Origin of the sequence: Streptomyces rhizoryzae (assembly GCF_023155275.1) — a bacterium.
Taxonomy (GTDB): domain Bacteria; phylum Actinomycetota; class Actinomycetes; order Streptomycetales; family Streptomycetaceae; genus Streptomyces; species Streptomyces rhizoryzae.
Map to the genome: position 1 here is coordinate 1 of NZ_JALMUV010000003.1, position 14933 is coordinate 14933.

Consider the following 14933-nt stretch of genomic DNA (forward strand, 5'->3'; position numbering starts at 1 on the left):
CCAGGCCAACACCGCCTTCACCGATCCCGACCACCTGATACGCCACATACGCCACGGCCTCCGCCGCATCCCATACCGCAGTGACCTCATCGACGGATGCCCGGCCGCGACCGGACTCAAGCGAACGACAGAGAGACCAGCATGACGACACCACGCCTACAAACTCAGTAACGGGCGGGGACGCCGCCCGTGCGGCTCCCGGCCAGTGCCTCCGCGGCGGCCACGCCGCAGGCGGCGGTGGCGCCATGGGTGTAGAGCCGGACCGCTCCCGGGAGCGGGCCGCCGGGCAGGCCCATCTCCACCACCACCGCATCGGGGCGGGCCGCGGTGAGGTCGGCGAGGGCGCGCGCCATCCAGGCGTGCCGGGCGGCGTCCCGGACGACGACGACCAGCGGCCGTCCGGCGGCGGGTGCCAGTGCGTGGTCCGCCAGGACGCCGGGCTGCTCGGCGAGTTGCGCGTGCGGTACGCGGACGGAGGTGGTGCCGGGCAGCCGTTCGCGCAGCGGGGCGCCGATGCCCCAGGGCGTCGCGTCGCCGACCGCGAGGTTCGTCGACGGCACGAGTTCCACCACATGCGGCGCGGCGGCCAGCGGAAGCACCCGGTCCGCGGGGCCGTCGACGCGGAGGGCGCGGCGGGCGGCGGTGAAGCCGAGGTCGCGGCGGACCGGATCGAGGGGGACGGCCAGGCCCAGCCGCCGGGACCAGCCGGCGAACCGGTGGACCCGGTCGGCGGCCTCGGCGAGGCGTTCCGCACCGAGGTCCCCGCGGACCACCGCGCCGGTGAGGGCGTCGGTGAGCAGGGTGGCGGTGTCCTCCCCGGCGTTCTCCCCGCCGACGCAGACCGCGTCGGCGCCCGCGGCGACGGCCCGGACCGCGGCGCCGCCGATCCCGTACCGGTCCGCGACCGCGCCCATCTCGATGGCGTCGGTGACGACGAGGCCGTCGAAGCCCAGCTCCTTGCGGAGGAGATCGTGCAGGATGCGCGGGCTGAGGGTGGCCGGCAGCTCCGGATCGAGGGCGGGCACCAGCAGGTGGCCGGTCATCACCGCGCCCACCCCGGCCTCCACCGCGGCCCGGAACGGCGGCAGTGCCTGGGCGGCGAGGGTCTCGGCGTCCGCGTCGTAGCGGGGCAGCCCGTGGTGGGAGTCCACCGCGACGTCCCCGTGCCCGGGGAAGTGCTTGGCGCAGGCGGCGACACCGGCCGACTGGAGGCCCCGGACCCAGGCGGTGGCGTGCCGGGCGACGCGCGCCGGGTCGGCGCCGAACGACCGGACGCCGATGACGGGGTTGTCGGGGTTGGAGTTGACGTCGACGCTGGGCGCGTAGTCCAGGCTGATCCCGGCGGCGTGCAGCTGGCGGCCCAGATCGCGGGCGACGGCCTCGGTGAGGTCGGGGTCGTCCACGGTGCCGAGGGCGAAGTTGCCGGGCCGGGTGGCGCCGGTGGCGGTCTCCAGCCGGGTGACGTCCCCGGCCTCCTCGTCGATGGCGATGATCAACTCCGGGTTGGCGGCGCGGAGTTGGGTGCTGAGCCGGGCGACCTGTTCGGCCGAGACGATGTTGCGCGAGAAGAGCACCACGGACGCCAGCCCGTCGCCGATGGCGCGCAGGATCCAGTCCGGCGCCACCGTCCCCGTGAAACCGGGCTGGAGGACGGAGAGCGCGAGGCGTCGCAGCTCCTGGCTGTGCGGGGTGGCGGGCATCGGCGGAGCCTTCCCTTCGGGCGGTGCGACAAACAGGAGCTTGGTGTAGACCAGCGGATATTGGCCTGGACCAATCCGCGCTGTCAAGGGCAACTCCGGGCTTGACACCCCGAGTTGGTCTAGTCCATTTTTGTGGGGCGTGAGTGAAGCAAGTGACGTGAGTTACGTCAGGGGCGGATGACCGGCCGCCCTACCCGTCCCACTCACCTCCACCACCCCGACCACCGCGGCACGGACCCCCGGGCGCGCCCCACCGCGCCGGGCACCGCGCCCCCGCGGGGCCGTGCCCCGACCGTCCCGACGCGCCCGCCGACCGGCATCCCGGACCGGCCGGCGGACGCCCCGGCCCCGCCACCCCGCACACCTTCGAACGAGGGAGCGCTGCATGCCGGCGACCGACCCGTACCTCTACCGAGCCTCCAGTGACGTCCCCTACTTCAGCGCCGACGGCGAGACGTACCTGGCCCGCACGCCGCTGCGGGACCTTCGCAAGACCCGGCCGCTCAGGGTGCTGTCCGAGGAGGACTTCGCCTTCTGGCAGACCTACGGCTACGTCGTGGTCAGAGAGGCCGTCCCCGCCTCCGCGGCCCGGCGCCTGCTGGACTTCGCCTGGGACTTCCAGGGCCTGGACCCGGCCCGGCCGGACACCTGGTACCAGCACCGCACCTTCCGCTCCGACCTCGACCGGGACCTGTACGTCTACGGGTTCGTGGAGGCGTACCACCACCAGCTGCTCTGGGACAGCCGCCAGCACCAGCGGGTCTACGACGCGTTCGTGGACGTCTGGGACTGCGAGGAGCTGTGGGTCACCCTGGACCGGCTCAACCTCAACCCGCCCAACGTCAAGAACCGCGACCGCGCGCTCATCGCACCGACCGCGCGCGGTTTCGACATCGAGCTGCACTGGGACGTCGACACCTCCCTGGGCGTCCTGCCGCAGCGCGTCCAGGGCATCATCGCCCTCAACGACACCGACCCCGACTGCGGCGGCTTCCAGTGTGCGCCCGAGCTGTTCCGCCGCTTCGAGCGGTGGCGGGCGCTCCAGCCGGCGGACCGGGACCCGCTCCGCCCCGCCTTCGACCGCGCCGAGATGCCCGTCGTCCGCCCCGACCTGCGCGCCGGCGACCTGCTGATCTGGAACGGACTGCTGGCGCACGGCGTCGCGGCCAACACCTCCCGGGACGGGGTGCGCGCGGTCCAGTACCTCGCCATGATGCCGGCCCTCGAAGCCCACCAGCGGCTGCGCGAGAGCCGTATCGACTCCTGGCGCCACCTGCGGACCCCCGACTGGAACGCCACCCTGCTCGGCGACGCCGCGCGGCCCGAGTCCCTCCGCTACGGCACGGCCGAACTGAACGGCCTGGGCGCCAGACTGCTCGGCCTGGAATCCTGGCACGGGCGGCAGCCCCTGGAGGCCGTGGGGGCGGGCGCATGCGCAGAATCTGCCTGACCCTCCCCACCAACCGCCCCTGCGCCGCGACCATCGCGGCCATCGGCGCGGAGGCCGCGTACGCCGCCGAGCACTTCGGCGCCGAGGTCCACCTGCTGATCCTGGACTCCTGCGACGCGCCGGTCCTCGCCGCCCACGCACGCGCCGTCCGGGCGCTCCGCCCGGTCCCGGGCGTCGTCGTGCACCACCTCGACGAGCCGGCCCAGCGGGACTTCCTGCGGCGGGTGATCCGCGACGCCGGCGTCGCCAAGCCCGAACTGATGCTGGAGCTGATGCTCCCCGCCGAACCCTCCTACGGGGCCTGCACCAACCGCGCGTTCCTGATCGCCGCGGCCCTGGGCTGCGCCTCCGTCCACCGCCGGGATTCGGACAGCCGCTACCAGACCCACGGCGGTGCGCCGGTCTTCCCCGTCCACCACGAACTCCGCACCCTGGGGCGGCGCGCGGCCGACGCCGCGCCGCGCGTCTCGGAAACCGCCCTGGACCCCCGCTACGCGGACCGGCCCGTGGCGATGGCCGGCAGCTCCTTCGTGGGCGAACCCTCCGTCGACCTCGCCGAGATCGAGCGGCTGGACCCCGCCCTGTACGCGGACATCGTCGGCCTGTGGGCGCCCGCCGGCCAGCCCGAGCAGGCCCGGCGGCAGCTCGTCGCGGAGTCCTTCCGCGGGGCCGGCACCGCGCCGTTCACCGGCGACCACGCGCTGCTCACCCTGGTCGACCCGATGCGGGTGGACATGTGCAACATCAGCTTCCACCAGGTGCACGAACGCGTCCCGCTGCCGCCCGCCACCAACACCATCGGCAGCGACTACTTCCTCATCCACCTGGTGCACGACGCGGCCCTGCCCGGCGTCCTGCACAACCGCAACATCGTGAACTTCTACACCGGCGCCCGCCGCACCGGCCCCGGATTCGTCGCGTACCAGCTGCGCTACGTGAAGTTCCTGCTGTCGATGCTCTACTTCCACGCCGTCTACGACCGGATGGCGCGGGCCGGTGGGTCGCTGCTCGACGACCGGCAGCAGGTGCGTGCCCCGCTAATCGCCGGTTTCGTCCGCGAGAGCACCGCACTGGACCGCACGGAGAACCTCGACCGGCTGGCCGTCCTCGACACCTCCTACCGCCAACTGGGCGGGAAATACGCCGTGGTGGCCGACGTCGTGGCGTCCCGCCGCGCCCGCCTGCTCCACGAGGCCGGGCAGGACATGGCGGACTTCGCCCTGCTCATCGAGGAGTGGGCGGCGCTGATCGGGGCCGCCCGGGCCGGCGGACCGCACCGGATCCCGCACCGGCCGGACCGTGACCGCCGATGAACCACCCCACCGCACCCCTGCACGCCGCCCTGGCCGCCGCGGACCAGGACCAGATCATCTACGACCTGGCGGGCATCGCCGGCAACCTCGACACGCTGCGCCGCGAACTCCCCGGCGCGGACGTCCGGTTCGCCGTGAAAGCCTGCCCGGTGGACGCCGTGGTCGCCTGCCTGGCGGAGCGCGGCGCGGGCGCCGACGCGGCCGGCCCCCGCGAGATCGCCCAGGCACTCCGCTCCGGCGTACCGGTCGAGCGCATCCACTACGGCAACACCGTCAAGTCCGACGAGGACATCGCCGCGGCCTACCGCCTGGGCGTCCGGGACTTCGCGACGGACAGCCTGGCGGACGTGGCCGCGCTCGCCGCCCACGCGCCCGGCGCCCGGGTGTTCTGCCGGCTGGCCACCGACGGCGAGGGGGCGCTGTGGGGGCTGAGCGGCAAGTTCGGCTGCTCCGCCGCCGATGCCGTCCGCGTCCTCGCGGCGGCGCGCGCGGCCGGCCTGACCCCGTCCGGACTCTCCTTCCACGTCGGCTCGCAGCAGATGACGGCCGGTGCCTGGCGGCGGGCCCTGGACCTGGCGGCCGGGACCCTGGCCGCGCTGCGCCGCCGCGGTATCTCCCTCGCCCACGTCAACCTCGGCGGCGGCCTGCCGGCCCTCGGCTACGCCGACCGGCACGGCCGACCGCTCGACCCGCCGGTGGACAAGATCTTCGCCGTACTCCGGGAGGGCATGGCCCAGCTCGGCGAAGCCGCCGGCCGCCCCCTGGACTTCCTGGTGGAGCCGGGGCGCTACCTCGTCGCGGACCACGGTGCCATCCGCGCGCACGTCGTCCGGCTCACCGACCGGGAGCACCCGGACGGGACGCGGCGGCACTGGCTGTACCTGAGCGTCGGCAAGTTCAACGGCCTGTACGAGATGGACCAGGTGCAGTACCGGCTGGTCTTCCCCGGCCACCGCGGCGCCGCCCGCGTGCCCGCCGTCGTCGCGGGACCCACCTGCGACAGCGACGACGCCTTCACCACGGCCGGCGGGCCGGTCCAGGTGCCCGGCACCCTCGCCTCCGGCGACCCGGTCTGGGTGCTGTCCAGCGGCGCCTACGCCATCAGCTACCTCACCCGGGGCTTCAACGGCTTCCGCCCGCTCCCGCACACCTGGATCCACGGCCCGGCGCGTCCGGCCCCGGCCCGGCGGGAGGCACCCGGCGGATGACCGATCAAGACTTCCGCGCGCACCCGGGCATCCGGGCCGTCGCCGAGGACGACTGGGACGGCATCACGGCGCTGGAGTCCCGCGCCTACGCCGCCCTCGGCCTGTCCGAGGAACCGGCCGCCCTCAGGTCCCGGGCCCGCTCCTCGCCCGCCACCTGCTTCGTCCTCGACGTCCGGGGCCGGCTCGCCGGCTACCTGCTGGCGCTGCCCTACCCGCCGTACCGGTACCCCGACCTGACCCGGGCCGAGGCGGACCGGGCGGCCGCCGCCCCGACGCGCAACCTCCACCTCCACGACCTCGTCGTCGACGGCCCGTGCCGCGGCCGGGGCCTCGGCGGGCAGCTGCTGCGGCACCTGATGGCGACGGCCGCGGCGACCGGCGGCTACGACCGGCTCTCCCTGGTCGCGGTCGCCGGCAGCCGGACCTTCTGGGCGGCCCACGGCTTCACCGCGCACCCCGGGGTCGTCCCGGCCGGAGCCTACGGGCCGGACGCCGTCTACATGACCCGGCCGCTCCCCCCGCACCACCGGGCCGGGGCGCCCCGGCCGGCCGCCCCGGGCACCCCATGACCCCCACCACGACGAAGGGGAACCACTCCGTGTTCCGCGTCCACGACCCCTTTCTGCGGGCGCAGTTGGCGATCGCCGCCCTGTTCTGCTCGCTCGGCTTCCAGTACGCCACCTGGGCGGCGCAGATCCCCGCGCTCAAGGCCCACCTCGGCCTGTCCGCCGCCGAGGTGGGCGTCCTGCTGATGTCCACCGGCGTGGGCGCGGCGGCCTCGTTCCCGCTGGTGACCGTATTGATGAACCGGCTGGGCGCGAGACGCCTGGCCCTGCTGTCCGCCCTCTGCCTGGCCCTGCTGCTGTTCGCCCTGGCGGCGGCCCCGAACTACCCGGCCGCCCTGGCGGTCCTGGGCGCCGACGGCGTGCTCGTGGGGTGCCTGAACGTCGCCATGAACGCCCAGGGCGCCGCGCTGGAAGCCAGGCACGGGCGCAACGCCATGGCCAGGCTGCACGCCACCTTCAGCGGCGGCTCGCTGGCCGCCGCGGTCCTCGCGTCCGGCATGAACGCGCTGTCCGCGACCGTCACCGCGCACTTCGCGGCCGCCGCGGCGGTCCTGCTGCTCCTGCTCGGCCACGCGCGCCCCGGCCTGCTGCCCGACGAACCGCCCCCCGCGGCGGCCGTCCGCGCGGACCGCGGCCGCCGGCGCCTGCCGTCCCGCATGACCCTGTGGATGTGCGGCGCCATGGCCTTCGGCACGGTGACCGAAGGCGCCATGAACGACTGGTCGGCCCTCTACCTCAAGGACGTCGCCCGGGCGTCGGCGGAACTGGCCCCGATGGGCATCGCCGTGGTCTCGGGCGTGATGGTGCTGGCCAGGCTCTTCGCCGACGGCTGGCGGAGCCGCTGGGGCGATGCGGTGATCGTCCGGGCCGGCGGCGCCCTGGCCGGGGCCGGGCTGGCCCTCGCCCTGCTGGCCGGCGGGGTGCTGCCGGCGCTGCTCGGCTTCGCCTGCGTCGGCCTGGGCATCGCCGCCGTCACCCCGTGCGTCTACGTGGCCGCGGCCGGCCAGGGTCCGCAGGCTCTGACCCTGGTCGCGGCCATGGGCACCACCGGTCTGCTGGCCGGTCCGCCGGCCATCGGCTTCCTCGCCAACGCCCTCGGCCTGGTGTGGGGGATGGCCGCGGTCGCCGCCTCGGCGGTGGTCGTCACGCTGTGCGGTCTGCGGATCCGGTGGACGCCGCGCCCGGCCGCGGTTCCGCCCGCGGCCCCGGGCGCGGCTGCCGCGGGCGAGGTCTGACCTGGCCCCGGTGGGCCTCAGCAGGCCCCGAGGTCCTGCCAGACACCCCACTCGCCGGTGGTCCCGGGCTCCTCGCCGGTCGTCCACCACTTGGCCTTCCAGGTGTGCCCCTGGTGCGAGACCTGCTGGCCGGCGGTGTAGACCGTGCCCGCGGCCCACGGCGCGGCCGTGCACACGTGCCCGCTCCCGCCCGTGACCGTCAGGTCGTACCCCGTCGTGCGGGTGCCCGAGGGGCCCGTGCCGACGATGCTGAGGTGGTACGTACCGGAGGCGGTGGCCGCGGTCGTGGACAGGGTGAGCGTGGAGGTGCCGCCGGCCGTCACCGAGTCCGGGCTCAGCGAGGCGGTGACCCCGGCGGGGGCGCCGCCGACGGTGAGCCGGACGGTCTGCGCCGCACCGGAGGTGACCGCGGTCCGTACCGTCGTGGTGGCCCGGTCGCCCGCGGCCACCGTCCCGGCGGCGGGCGCCGCGGTGACCGAGAAGTCGTCGGACGGTGCGGTGCCGCCGCCGGTGAACGGCGCGAAGAGATGGGTGAAGTCCCAGGTGTTCTGGGCGATCCCGGAGCAGCTGTCGGTGGACGGGCCGCCCGGGCAGCTGCCGTTGTCCCGCTGGAGGGCCCAGAACGACAGGGTGTTGATGCCCTTGGCGACCGCCCAGTCGTAGACCTGCCGGGCGTTGGCCAGGCTGAACGTCTCGGCCGGCCCGAAGTCGTCGATACCGGGCATCTCGATGATCCCGATCATGCCCCACAGCTGGGCCGGGGTCTTGTTCGGGTACAGCGGCGCGAGTTGGTCGTACAGGCCCTGGGCGGCGGTCTGGGTGTCCTTGGCCATGTCGTGGGTGGCGTTGTCGTAGTAGTCGAACGTCATGATGTTGGTGACGTCCACCCGGGCGCCGTTGCGCACCGCGCTGCGCAGCACGGCCAGTCCGCTGTCGGTCAGGCCCCGGGTCGTGGTGGGCAGGGTGTAGGAGATCTCGACGGTGCGCCCGTTGGCGGCCGCCCGGTCCTGGACGAGCTTGATGGCCTTGTTGCGCCGGTCGACGGCGGCGGAGTCGTCCAGTGAATCGGCCTCGATGTCCATGTCGAGCCGGGTCACGTCGTAGGTGGTGATCACCTTCTCGTACACCGCGGCGATCTGGTTGACGTCGGTGCAGCTGTCGGCGATCTCGGTGCCCGTGGTGTCGGCGGTGTACCCGCCGAATGACGGGATGACGTCACCGCCCCTGCCCTGGATGGTCGTGATGTCGCTGCCGAAGGAGGCGGGGGAGACGGGCGTGTCGGTGCTGCCGTTCCAATAGGCGGTGCACGAGCCCTTGGCGGCGGTCTGGAGGAACGCCATCGTCAGGTGCCCGGCACCGGACCGGGCGGACAGCGCGGCGGGGCTCTCGCCCGTCCAGGACTCGAAGTAGGGGGCGAACACGTGGCGGGGGAGCGGGGTCGCGGCCTGGGCGGCGCCGCCGCCCAGCGCGGTCAGGCCGAGGGCGGCCACGGTGGTGGCGGCCGCGGTGAGCAGGGTGCGTAACGAGCGCCTGCGTCTCATGTCTGTCCCGGTGTGAGGAGGAGGTGAGGAGGAGTGGACCGCCGATTCCCCTGGTACGCGGCGGTGTTGCCTCAAGGGGATAGCCCTGGGTGCAGGGGCATGTCAATGGACTGGACCAAGACAGGACTAGACCACTTCGCGCGCGCCGCCGGGACGCCGCTGCCCAGTGCCCGCACGGCCGGGTGGACCACCCGGTGGCCCGGGTACCGCCGTTCGGCGCCCGGCCCCGCGGGGTGGCCGCCGCCTCGCAGGTGCGCGGGGGGCCGGCAGCAGGAAGCGTGGAGGGGGTCTGCGCCGTACGGGGGCGCTCCTGGCTCGTCATGGGTATGACGCCTCCTGCCGAGAAGGGGAAGGGGGCGGGCGGCAGGAACGCGGCGACGTGCACCGCGAACGAACGGACCTGCTTGTCGGACAAGCTCGCGTCGTTCGCACCGGTCTATCGGGCGCCCAATGACGTGCCCATGCTCCTTTACCGATCCGTTGATTCCACCTCCGGCCGCTCTCGTACGCCGGAAACGTCGCCCTTCGCCCGTGGTGTACGGGCGACATGCCCGCCGTGTGCCGACTGCGGGCCCGCCGTGTGGCGCCGTTGCGGCCGTCGCGGGCCGGGAGTCGTCCGGCGACTGGGATCCGGTCGCTTCCCTGTCGGGGGACGTGCCATACTCCGGCTCCATGACCTTGTCTGACAAGCTTCCGCCGCACGCCGCCACGCCGCCCGCCACCTCGCACACCGCTCCGACTCCCGCCCCGGGGGCGGCGGTTGCGGGATCCGCTCGCCTGCTGGACCGCGAGCAGGTCCGCCGGGCGCCCAAGGTCCTGCTGCACGACCACCTCGACGGCGGACTCCGGCCGCAGACGATCATCGAGCTGGCCGAGGCGATCGGATACCGGCAGCTGCCGGTCACCGAACCGGCCGCACTCGCCGAGTGGTTCCGCCGGGCCGCCGACTCCGGTTCGCTGGAGCGGTACCTGGAGACCTTCGCGCACACCTGCGCCGTGATGCAGACCGGCGAGGCGCTGTTCCGGATCGCCGCCGAGTGCGCCGAGGACCTGGCCGCCGACGGCGTCGTCTACGCCGAGGTCCGCTACGCCCCCGAACAGCACCTGGCCGGCGGCCTGACCCTGGACGAGGTCGTGGAGACGGTCAACGCCGGCTTCCGGGAGGGCGAGCGCCGGGCCGCGGCCGCCGGCCGCCGGATCCGCGTGGGCACCCTGCTGTGCGCCATGCGCCACGCCGACCGCGCCCGCGAGATCGCCGAACTGGCCGTGGCCCACCGGGACCGCGGCGTGGCCGGCTTCGACATCGCCGGCGGCGAGATCGGCAACCCCGCCTCCCGGCACGCCGACGCCTTCGACTACCTGCGCAGCCAGGGCGCCCGGATCACCGTCCACGCCGGCGAGGCGGTGGGCGCGGAATCCATCCACCAGGCGGTCCTGCGCTGCGGCGCCCACCGCATCGGCCACGGCGTCCGCATCACCGACGACCTCACCATCGAGGCCGACGGCACCGTCCGCCTGGGCCGACTGGCCTCCTACGTCCGCGACATGCGCATCGCCCTGGAGGTCTGCCCCACCTCCAACCTCCAGACCGGCGCCGCCACCAGCTACCCGGACCACCCCATCGACCTGCTGCGCCGACTGGGCTTCCGGGTCTGCCTCAACACCGACAACCGCCTGGTCAGCGGCACCACCATGACCCAGGAGTTCCAGCACCTGGCCGACACCTTCGGCTACGGCGCCAACGAACTGGAAGCGCTCACCCTCAACGCCGCCAAGGCCGCCTTCCTCCCGTACGACCAGCGCACCGCGCTGATCAACGAGGTGATCCGCCCCGGCTACGCCCGGTTGCGCGCCGGGGAACTGAGCCGGGTGCCGGTACGCGGAGGGGGCGCCGCAGCGGCGGCGTGACCCTCCCGTACGACGGACGGCACCCGTCACAGGGGCCGGGACCGGGCGTGCCGGCCCCGGCCCCGCCCGGCGCCGCGGCCCGCGTCCCGGCCTCAGCCGCCCGCGGCGTACTCCAGCGGCGGCGCGATGGCCTGGGCGTCCGCGCCCTCACCGACCCACAGGCCGATCAGCAGCGCGGCGGTGGCCTCCAGCAGGGCGGCCCGGTCGAGACCGCCGGCGGCGAGCGGCTCGCAGCCCAGGTCCCGCACCAGGCGGCGCACGGTCGCCAGCGCCGGTGCGTGGTCGCCGCAGAGCGGGACCGCCAGCGGGCGGCCGCCGAAGACGGGCGGCGAGTGGCGCCAGACACTCTCGTGGCAGAGGTTGAACGCCTTGACCACCCGGGCCCCTGGCGCGGCGGCGGCCAGGCGCTCGGCGGCCGAGGGCCCGCCCCGGGTCTCCAGCACGAAACCGGGGCCCACCGGATTGGTGCAGTCGATCAGCGTCCGGTCCGCGAGCGCCCCGGCGAGCCCCGCCGCCACGGTGGCCGCGGCCCCGTACGGCACGGCCAGCAGCACCGCGTCCGTGCCGTGTCCGACGGCGTCCCGCGGCCCGCCCGCCCGGGCGCCGATCCGTTCGGCGAGCGCGGCCGCGCGGTCCGCGTCCCGGCCGCCGACCAGGACGTCATGGCCGGCCCGCGCCCACTGGCCGCCCAGGGCGTCCGCCATGTTCCCGGTGCCGACGATCCCGATCCTCATCATCCCCACGCTCCCTGTTCCCGTACGGCGCCGCCGCTGCCGTTGCCGCTGCCGCCGCTGTGTCGGTGATACGGCCACGACATTAGGGAGCCGTTCGGGCACCATTCGGTACGTGACCGCTGACCAGAGCTTTCTCGCCGACTGCCGGGCCCGGCTCGCCTTCGACCTGCTGGCCAACACCTGGAACGCCGTGGTGATCTGGGCGCTCCGCGACGGTGCGGCCCGCCCCGGGCACCTGCGCGCCCGCATCGGCGGCATCAGCCCCAAGGTGCTCACCGAGACACTGCGCCGACTGGAGTTCAACGGCCTGGTGGCGCGCCGCGCCCGCACCGGGGCGCCGCCGCGCGTCGACTACGAACTCACCGCCCTGGGACGGACGTTGCTGCCGCCCATCGAGGCGTGCGGTGCCTGGGCCTTCGCCCACGGCGAGGAGGTGCTGGCGGCCCAGGAGCAGAGCGAACAGCGGGCGGCCGGCGGGCGCTGACCGCCGGTGGGGGAGGGGCGCACGCCACCGCACGGGCGGCGGCGTGCGCCGTCGCGGTGCGGCCGTCAGCTCCCGCAGGTGGTGAAGGTGGGGCTGGTCTCGGCCACGTAGATGCTGGCGTGGCCGGCGTTGTCGTTGCGCAGCGGGACCGTGATGGTGTCGTTGGCGGTCCACGGGAAGCCGTTGACGTCGAAGGTCCACTTGCCGGTGACCTTGGTGGCCAGCTCGGACAGCGACACCCAGCCGTAGTTCGCGGGCGGGACCTCGAACTCCAGGCTGCTGCCCAGTTCCTGGGTGAGGTTGTACGTGACCTCGCCCTTGATGGAGTTGGAGACCGACGCGGCGATCGGGGACGCCTCGCCGGAGCCGATGGTGGTCTGGAACTCGAACCCGAGCGCGGTGGTCCACCCGGTGGTGGTCTTCAGGGAGAAGGTCCACGGCACCGGCTTCTGGGTGCCGTTGTACCAGACCGGCGAGATGCACTGCTTGGGCAGCGGGGCGGCCGGGGTCTGGCTCTCGGCGGTCCAGGAGCAGGCACCCGCGTTGGTGGTGCAGACACCGGCGGCGTAGGCGACCGCGAGCTGGAACGCCTGCGGCTGGGCGGCGGCGGGCACGGTCCACTGCTGCGGCTTGGTGTTGTTGCAGCCGTAGCTGCCGGTCCAGGCGTCGTTGTAGGTGGCGCCGAGCAGCACGTCCAGGCAGTTCTTGTCGTCGGCGTGCCGGATCATGAAGGTGTTGGGCGCGCCGGTGGGCTGGAAGTACCACTTCTCCCCGCCGCGGCCGTCGCACGGCTGGAGGCGGTTGGGGACGCCGGCGTCCAGGCACTTGCCGTTGGCGTCGTTGACGACGGCGAACGACGAGTCGCGCGGGTTCACGTTCAGGTGCCAGGTGGTGTGGTAGCCCGGCGCGTTGGTGACGATGATGGTCCCGTCACCGGAGTTGCCGTTCTGGACGTCCAGGGCCCGGCCGTTGTTGACGTTGGTGAAGGTCAGGCCGGTGACGGAGCCGCCGCCGGACGGGGCGGCCGCGGCCGGTGCGGCGGCGGCCACGGAGAACACGGCGGAGAGTAAGAGCGCCGCGGTGACCGCGGCGAACGTCGTCAGCCGCGCGAGCACCTGTCTCGCAATGCCGGTGTCAGACACGGGAAGTGTCCCTTTCTGGGAGTGGTCGGTCGATCGCACAGGTATGGCGATCCCGTGCAACTTAGGGGGAACCGGTGAAGCGGGCAATGGCCCGTGGGTGGTCGCGCCTGTGAACTGGGTCTCGGGCGGCGGCCGGCGGTGTGTCATGGACCCATGACCGTCCCCCTGTCCTCACGCGCGGCCGGCGAACTGGTCGCCGCGCGCGCCCGCGCCGCCCCGCACGGCCGCCCCGCCCTGGTCGCACTGGAGGGCCCGGCCGGTGCCGGGAAGACCACCCTGGCCGCCCAACGGGCGGACGCTTCCGGCCCGTTGGGCCCGGCGGCGGTGGTGCACGGAGACGGCTTCCTCCGCCCCCTGCCCTGGCCGGACCGCCTGGCCATGACGCCGCACCAGGGCTATCTGCGGCTCTTCGCCTGGCAGCGCCTGCGCGACCAGGTGCTCGTCCCGCTCCGCGCCGGACGCGCTGCGCGCTACGAGCGGTACGACCCGGCGGTCAACGGCCTGCGGCCGGACCGGCCCGGACGCGTCGCCCCGGCCGGCACGGTCATCGTGGCAGGCGTCCTCACCGCCCGCCCGGAACTTGCCGCCTGCTACGACGTGATCGTCTTCGTCGACACACCCGGCGAGGTGTGCCTGCGCCGCCTGCACGCCCGCGGCACCGACGCCCGGCGACTGGCCTGGATCAGGACCTGGCAGGCCGTGGAGCGGCACTGCTTCGCCGCGACCGCGGCACGCGAGCGGGCCCACGTCACCGTGACGAGGTGACGGCTCACCCAGGAGCCCGCTCCCGTACCCGTCAGGAAGCGCAGCGGGTTGCGCCCGGTCATGCGGTCCAGGAGGCCGTCGGGGACGCCGGCGGCCCGGAGCCGGGGCAGGACGGTGCGGAAGAGGTGGCCGTAGCCCGTCCCGCCGCGGCAGGACAGATGGCTGTGGCGCGACACGTCGCAGGAGAGCAGGATCCGGTCGGCGTGCCCGGCCTCCAGCAGGGCGAGGAGCAGCCGCAGCCGGGTCCCGTCGTCCTGGTAGCCGTGCTTGCCGAAGGTGTCGAAGGAGAGGTAGGAGCCTTCGGCCGCCAGGCGGTGTCGCCCGTGCGCACCTCCGCGGGATGGAACGCCTCGTGGTACCAGCCGGTACCGGCCACCACGGCCACCCCGCAGGCAGCCGCGATCCCGGCGACCGCGGCCACGTCGCGCCCCATCCCGCGGCAGGTCTGCTCGACGACCGGCGACAGGCCGAACTCCCGGCGCAGCGAGGCGAGTTCGGCGGCCACCGCGGCGGCGTGCCGGGCGTCCAGAAAGGCGTCCGGGGCGCCCGGGCGGCGCAGGTCCGGCCGCAGGTGCTCGTGCGCCGGCACCGGCCCGGCCGGCGCCCCCGCACCGACCGGGCCCGCTACCGTCCGGATCGTCGCCACCCCGCCTCCCTAGGGGGCGTCCTAGCACGGCGGCCGCCCGAACGGCAGGGGGTACGGCCCGGACGACCCGGCGCGCGCGACGGGGGCACCCGGGCTCTACTGGGAGGGATGCACGGACCACCCGGGACCCACCTGGGACGACGACCTCGTCATATGTGGAGGCACCCGTGGAACTGGCCTTCCTGAACACGGTGTACGCAAGCGGGGGACCCTACGCCTGTGCCTGTCTCGACACGTCGGG

General features: G+C 74.4%; 12 protein-coding genes and 2 pseudogenes. 9 read left to right on the plus strand and 5 right to left on the minus strand.

Annotated features, from left to right (window positions below; translation table 11 throughout):
- Nucleotides 1-145: pseudogene (locus MUU72_RS35995) on the plus strand (IS630 family transposase); the annotation flags it as partial.
- A gap of 19 nt (nucleotides 146-164) precedes the next feature.
- On the opposite strand, the gene MUU72_RS03370 reads toward MUU72_RS35995, so the two are convergent.
- Nucleotides 165-1700: a glycoside hydrolase family 3 protein gene (locus tag MUU72_RS03370; RefSeq protein ID WP_248011586.1), complete on the minus strand. Its 1536-nt coding sequence runs from the start codon at nucleotides 1698-1700 to the stop codon at nucleotides 165-167.
- 385 nt (nucleotides 1701-2085) lie between these two features.
- Between MUU72_RS03370 and MUU72_RS03375 the strand changes: the two genes are divergently transcribed.
- The 5 genes from MUU72_RS03375 to MUU72_RS03395 are packed head-to-tail and all read left to right on the plus strand — an operon-like array spanning nucleotide 2086 to nucleotide 7472.
- Entirely contained in the window at nucleotides 2086-3150 is a 1065-nt protein-coding gene (locus MUU72_RS03375; protein ID WP_248011587.1) for a phytanoyl-CoA dioxygenase family protein, read from the plus strand.
- Entirely contained in the window at nucleotides 3132-4463 is a 1332-nt protein-coding gene (locus MUU72_RS03380; RefSeq protein WP_248011588.1) for a DUF6271 family protein, read from the plus strand. Before MUU72_RS03375 ends, MUU72_RS03380 begins: the two co-directional genes overlap by 19 nt.
- Nucleotides 4460-5671 carry an alanine racemase gene (locus tag MUU72_RS03385; RefSeq protein WP_248011589.1) on the plus strand — a complete coding sequence of 404 codons (1212 nt, stop codon included), beginning with the start codon at nucleotides 4460-4462 and terminating at the stop codon, nucleotides 5669-5671. Before MUU72_RS03380 ends, MUU72_RS03385 begins: the two co-directional genes overlap by 4 nt.
- The gene (locus MUU72_RS03390) at nucleotides 5668-6240 is read left to right on the plus strand and encodes a GNAT family N-acetyltransferase (RefSeq protein WP_248011590.1); all 573 of its coding nucleotides are present in this window, start codon (nucleotides 5668-5670) and stop codon (nucleotides 6238-6240) included. The genes MUU72_RS03385 and MUU72_RS03390 overlap by 4 nt, the downstream gene beginning before the upstream one ends.
- Nucleotides 6237-7472 carry an MFS transporter gene (locus tag MUU72_RS03395; protein ID WP_248011591.1) on the plus strand — a complete coding sequence of 412 codons (1236 nt, stop codon included), beginning with the start codon at nucleotides 6237-6239 and terminating at the stop codon, nucleotides 7470-7472. The genes MUU72_RS03390 and MUU72_RS03395 overlap by 4 nt, the downstream gene beginning before the upstream one ends.
- Nucleotides 7473-7489: 17 nt before the next feature.
- Here the strand turns inward: MUU72_RS03395 and MUU72_RS03400 are convergent, their stop codons facing one another.
- Nucleotides 7490-9013 carry a chitinase gene (locus MUU72_RS03400; protein ID WP_248011592.1) on the minus strand — a complete coding sequence of 508 codons (1524 nt, stop codon included), beginning with the start codon at nucleotides 9011-9013 and terminating at the stop codon, nucleotides 7490-7492.
- A 672-nt stretch (nucleotides 9014-9685) separates the two neighbouring features.
- Here MUU72_RS03400 and MUU72_RS03405 point away from each other — a divergent pair.
- Nucleotides 9686-10921, plus strand: a complete 1236-nt coding sequence (locus tag MUU72_RS03405; RefSeq protein ID WP_248011593.1) for an adenosine deaminase — start codon at nucleotides 9686-9688, stop codon at nucleotides 10919-10921.
- 92 nt (nucleotides 10922-11013) lie between these two features.
- On the opposite strand, the gene MUU72_RS03410 is transcribed toward MUU72_RS03405, so the two are convergent.
- Complete coding sequence (locus tag MUU72_RS03410) at nucleotides 11014-11655, minus strand: NADPH-dependent F420 reductase (RefSeq protein WP_248011849.1); 642 nt, start codon at nucleotides 11653-11655, stop codon at nucleotides 11014-11016.
- Between the two features lie 112 nt (nucleotides 11656-11767).
- Between MUU72_RS03410 and MUU72_RS03415 the strand changes: the two genes are divergently transcribed.
- Nucleotides 11768-12139 carry a winged helix-turn-helix transcriptional regulator gene (locus MUU72_RS03415; protein WP_248011594.1) on the plus strand — a complete coding sequence of 124 codons (372 nt, stop codon included), beginning with the start codon at nucleotides 11768-11770 and terminating at the stop codon, nucleotides 12137-12139.
- 65 nt (nucleotides 12140-12204) lie between these two features.
- Here the strand turns inward: MUU72_RS03415 and MUU72_RS03420 are convergent, their stop codons facing one another.
- The gene (locus MUU72_RS03420) at nucleotides 12205-13281 is read right to left on the minus strand and encodes an RICIN domain-containing protein (RefSeq protein WP_248011595.1); all 1077 of its coding nucleotides are present in this window, start codon (nucleotides 13279-13281) and stop codon (nucleotides 12205-12207) included.
- Nucleotides 13282-13434: 153 nt separating this feature from the next.
- Here MUU72_RS03420 and MUU72_RS03425 point away from each other — a divergent pair, with 153 nt between their 5' ends.
- Nucleotides 13435-14046: a uridine kinase family protein gene (locus MUU72_RS03425; RefSeq protein WP_248011596.1), complete on the plus strand. Its 612-nt coding sequence runs from the start codon at nucleotides 13435-13437 to the stop codon at nucleotides 14044-14046.
- A 26-nt stretch (nucleotides 14047-14072) separates the two neighbouring features.
- Here the strand turns inward: MUU72_RS03425 and MUU72_RS03430 are convergent.
- A pseudogene (locus MUU72_RS03430) lies at nucleotides 14073-14692 on the minus strand (phosphotriesterase family protein); the annotation flags it as partial.
- Between the last annotated feature and the right edge of the window lie 241 nt (nucleotides 14693-14933).

Bases quoted from the DNA above. Each gene is read 5' to 3' on its own strand.
- MUU72_RS03385 (WP_248011589.1), top strand. From the start codon at position 4,460: ATGAACCACCCCACCGCACCCCTGCACGCCGCCCTGGCCGCCGCGGAC.
- MUU72_RS03395 (WP_248011591.1), top strand. From the start codon at position 6,237: ATGACCCCCACCACGACGAAGGGGAACCACTCCGTGTTCCGCGTCCAC.
- MUU72_RS03425 (WP_248011596.1), top strand. From the start codon at position 13,435: ATGACCGTCCCCCTGTCCTCACGCGCGGCCGGCGAACTGGTCGCCGCG.
- MUU72_RS03405 (WP_248011593.1), top strand. From the start codon at position 9,686: ATGACCTTGTCTGACAAGCTTCCGCCGCACGCCGCCACGCCGCCCGCC.
- MUU72_RS03370 (WP_248011586.1), bottom strand. From the start codon at position 1,700: ATGCCCGCCACCCCGCACAGCCAGGAGCTGCGACGCCTCGCGCTCTCC.
- MUU72_RS03400 (WP_248011592.1), bottom strand. From the start codon at position 9,013: ATGAGACGCAGGCGCTCGTTACGCACCCTGCTCACCGCGGCCGCCACC.
- MUU72_RS03380 (WP_248011588.1), top strand. From the start codon at position 3,132: ATGCGCAGAATCTGCCTGACCCTCCCCACCAACCGCCCCTGCGCCGCG.
- MUU72_RS03410 (WP_248011849.1), bottom strand. From the start codon at position 11,655: ATGAGGATCGGGATCGTCGGCACCGGGAACATGGCGGACGCCCTGGGC.
- MUU72_RS03390 (WP_248011590.1), top strand. From the start codon at position 5,668: ATGACCGATCAAGACTTCCGCGCGCACCCGGGCATCCGGGCCGTCGCC.
- MUU72_RS03375 (WP_248011587.1), top strand. From the start codon at position 2,086: ATGCCGGCGACCGACCCGTACCTCTACCGAGCCTCCAGTGACGTCCCC.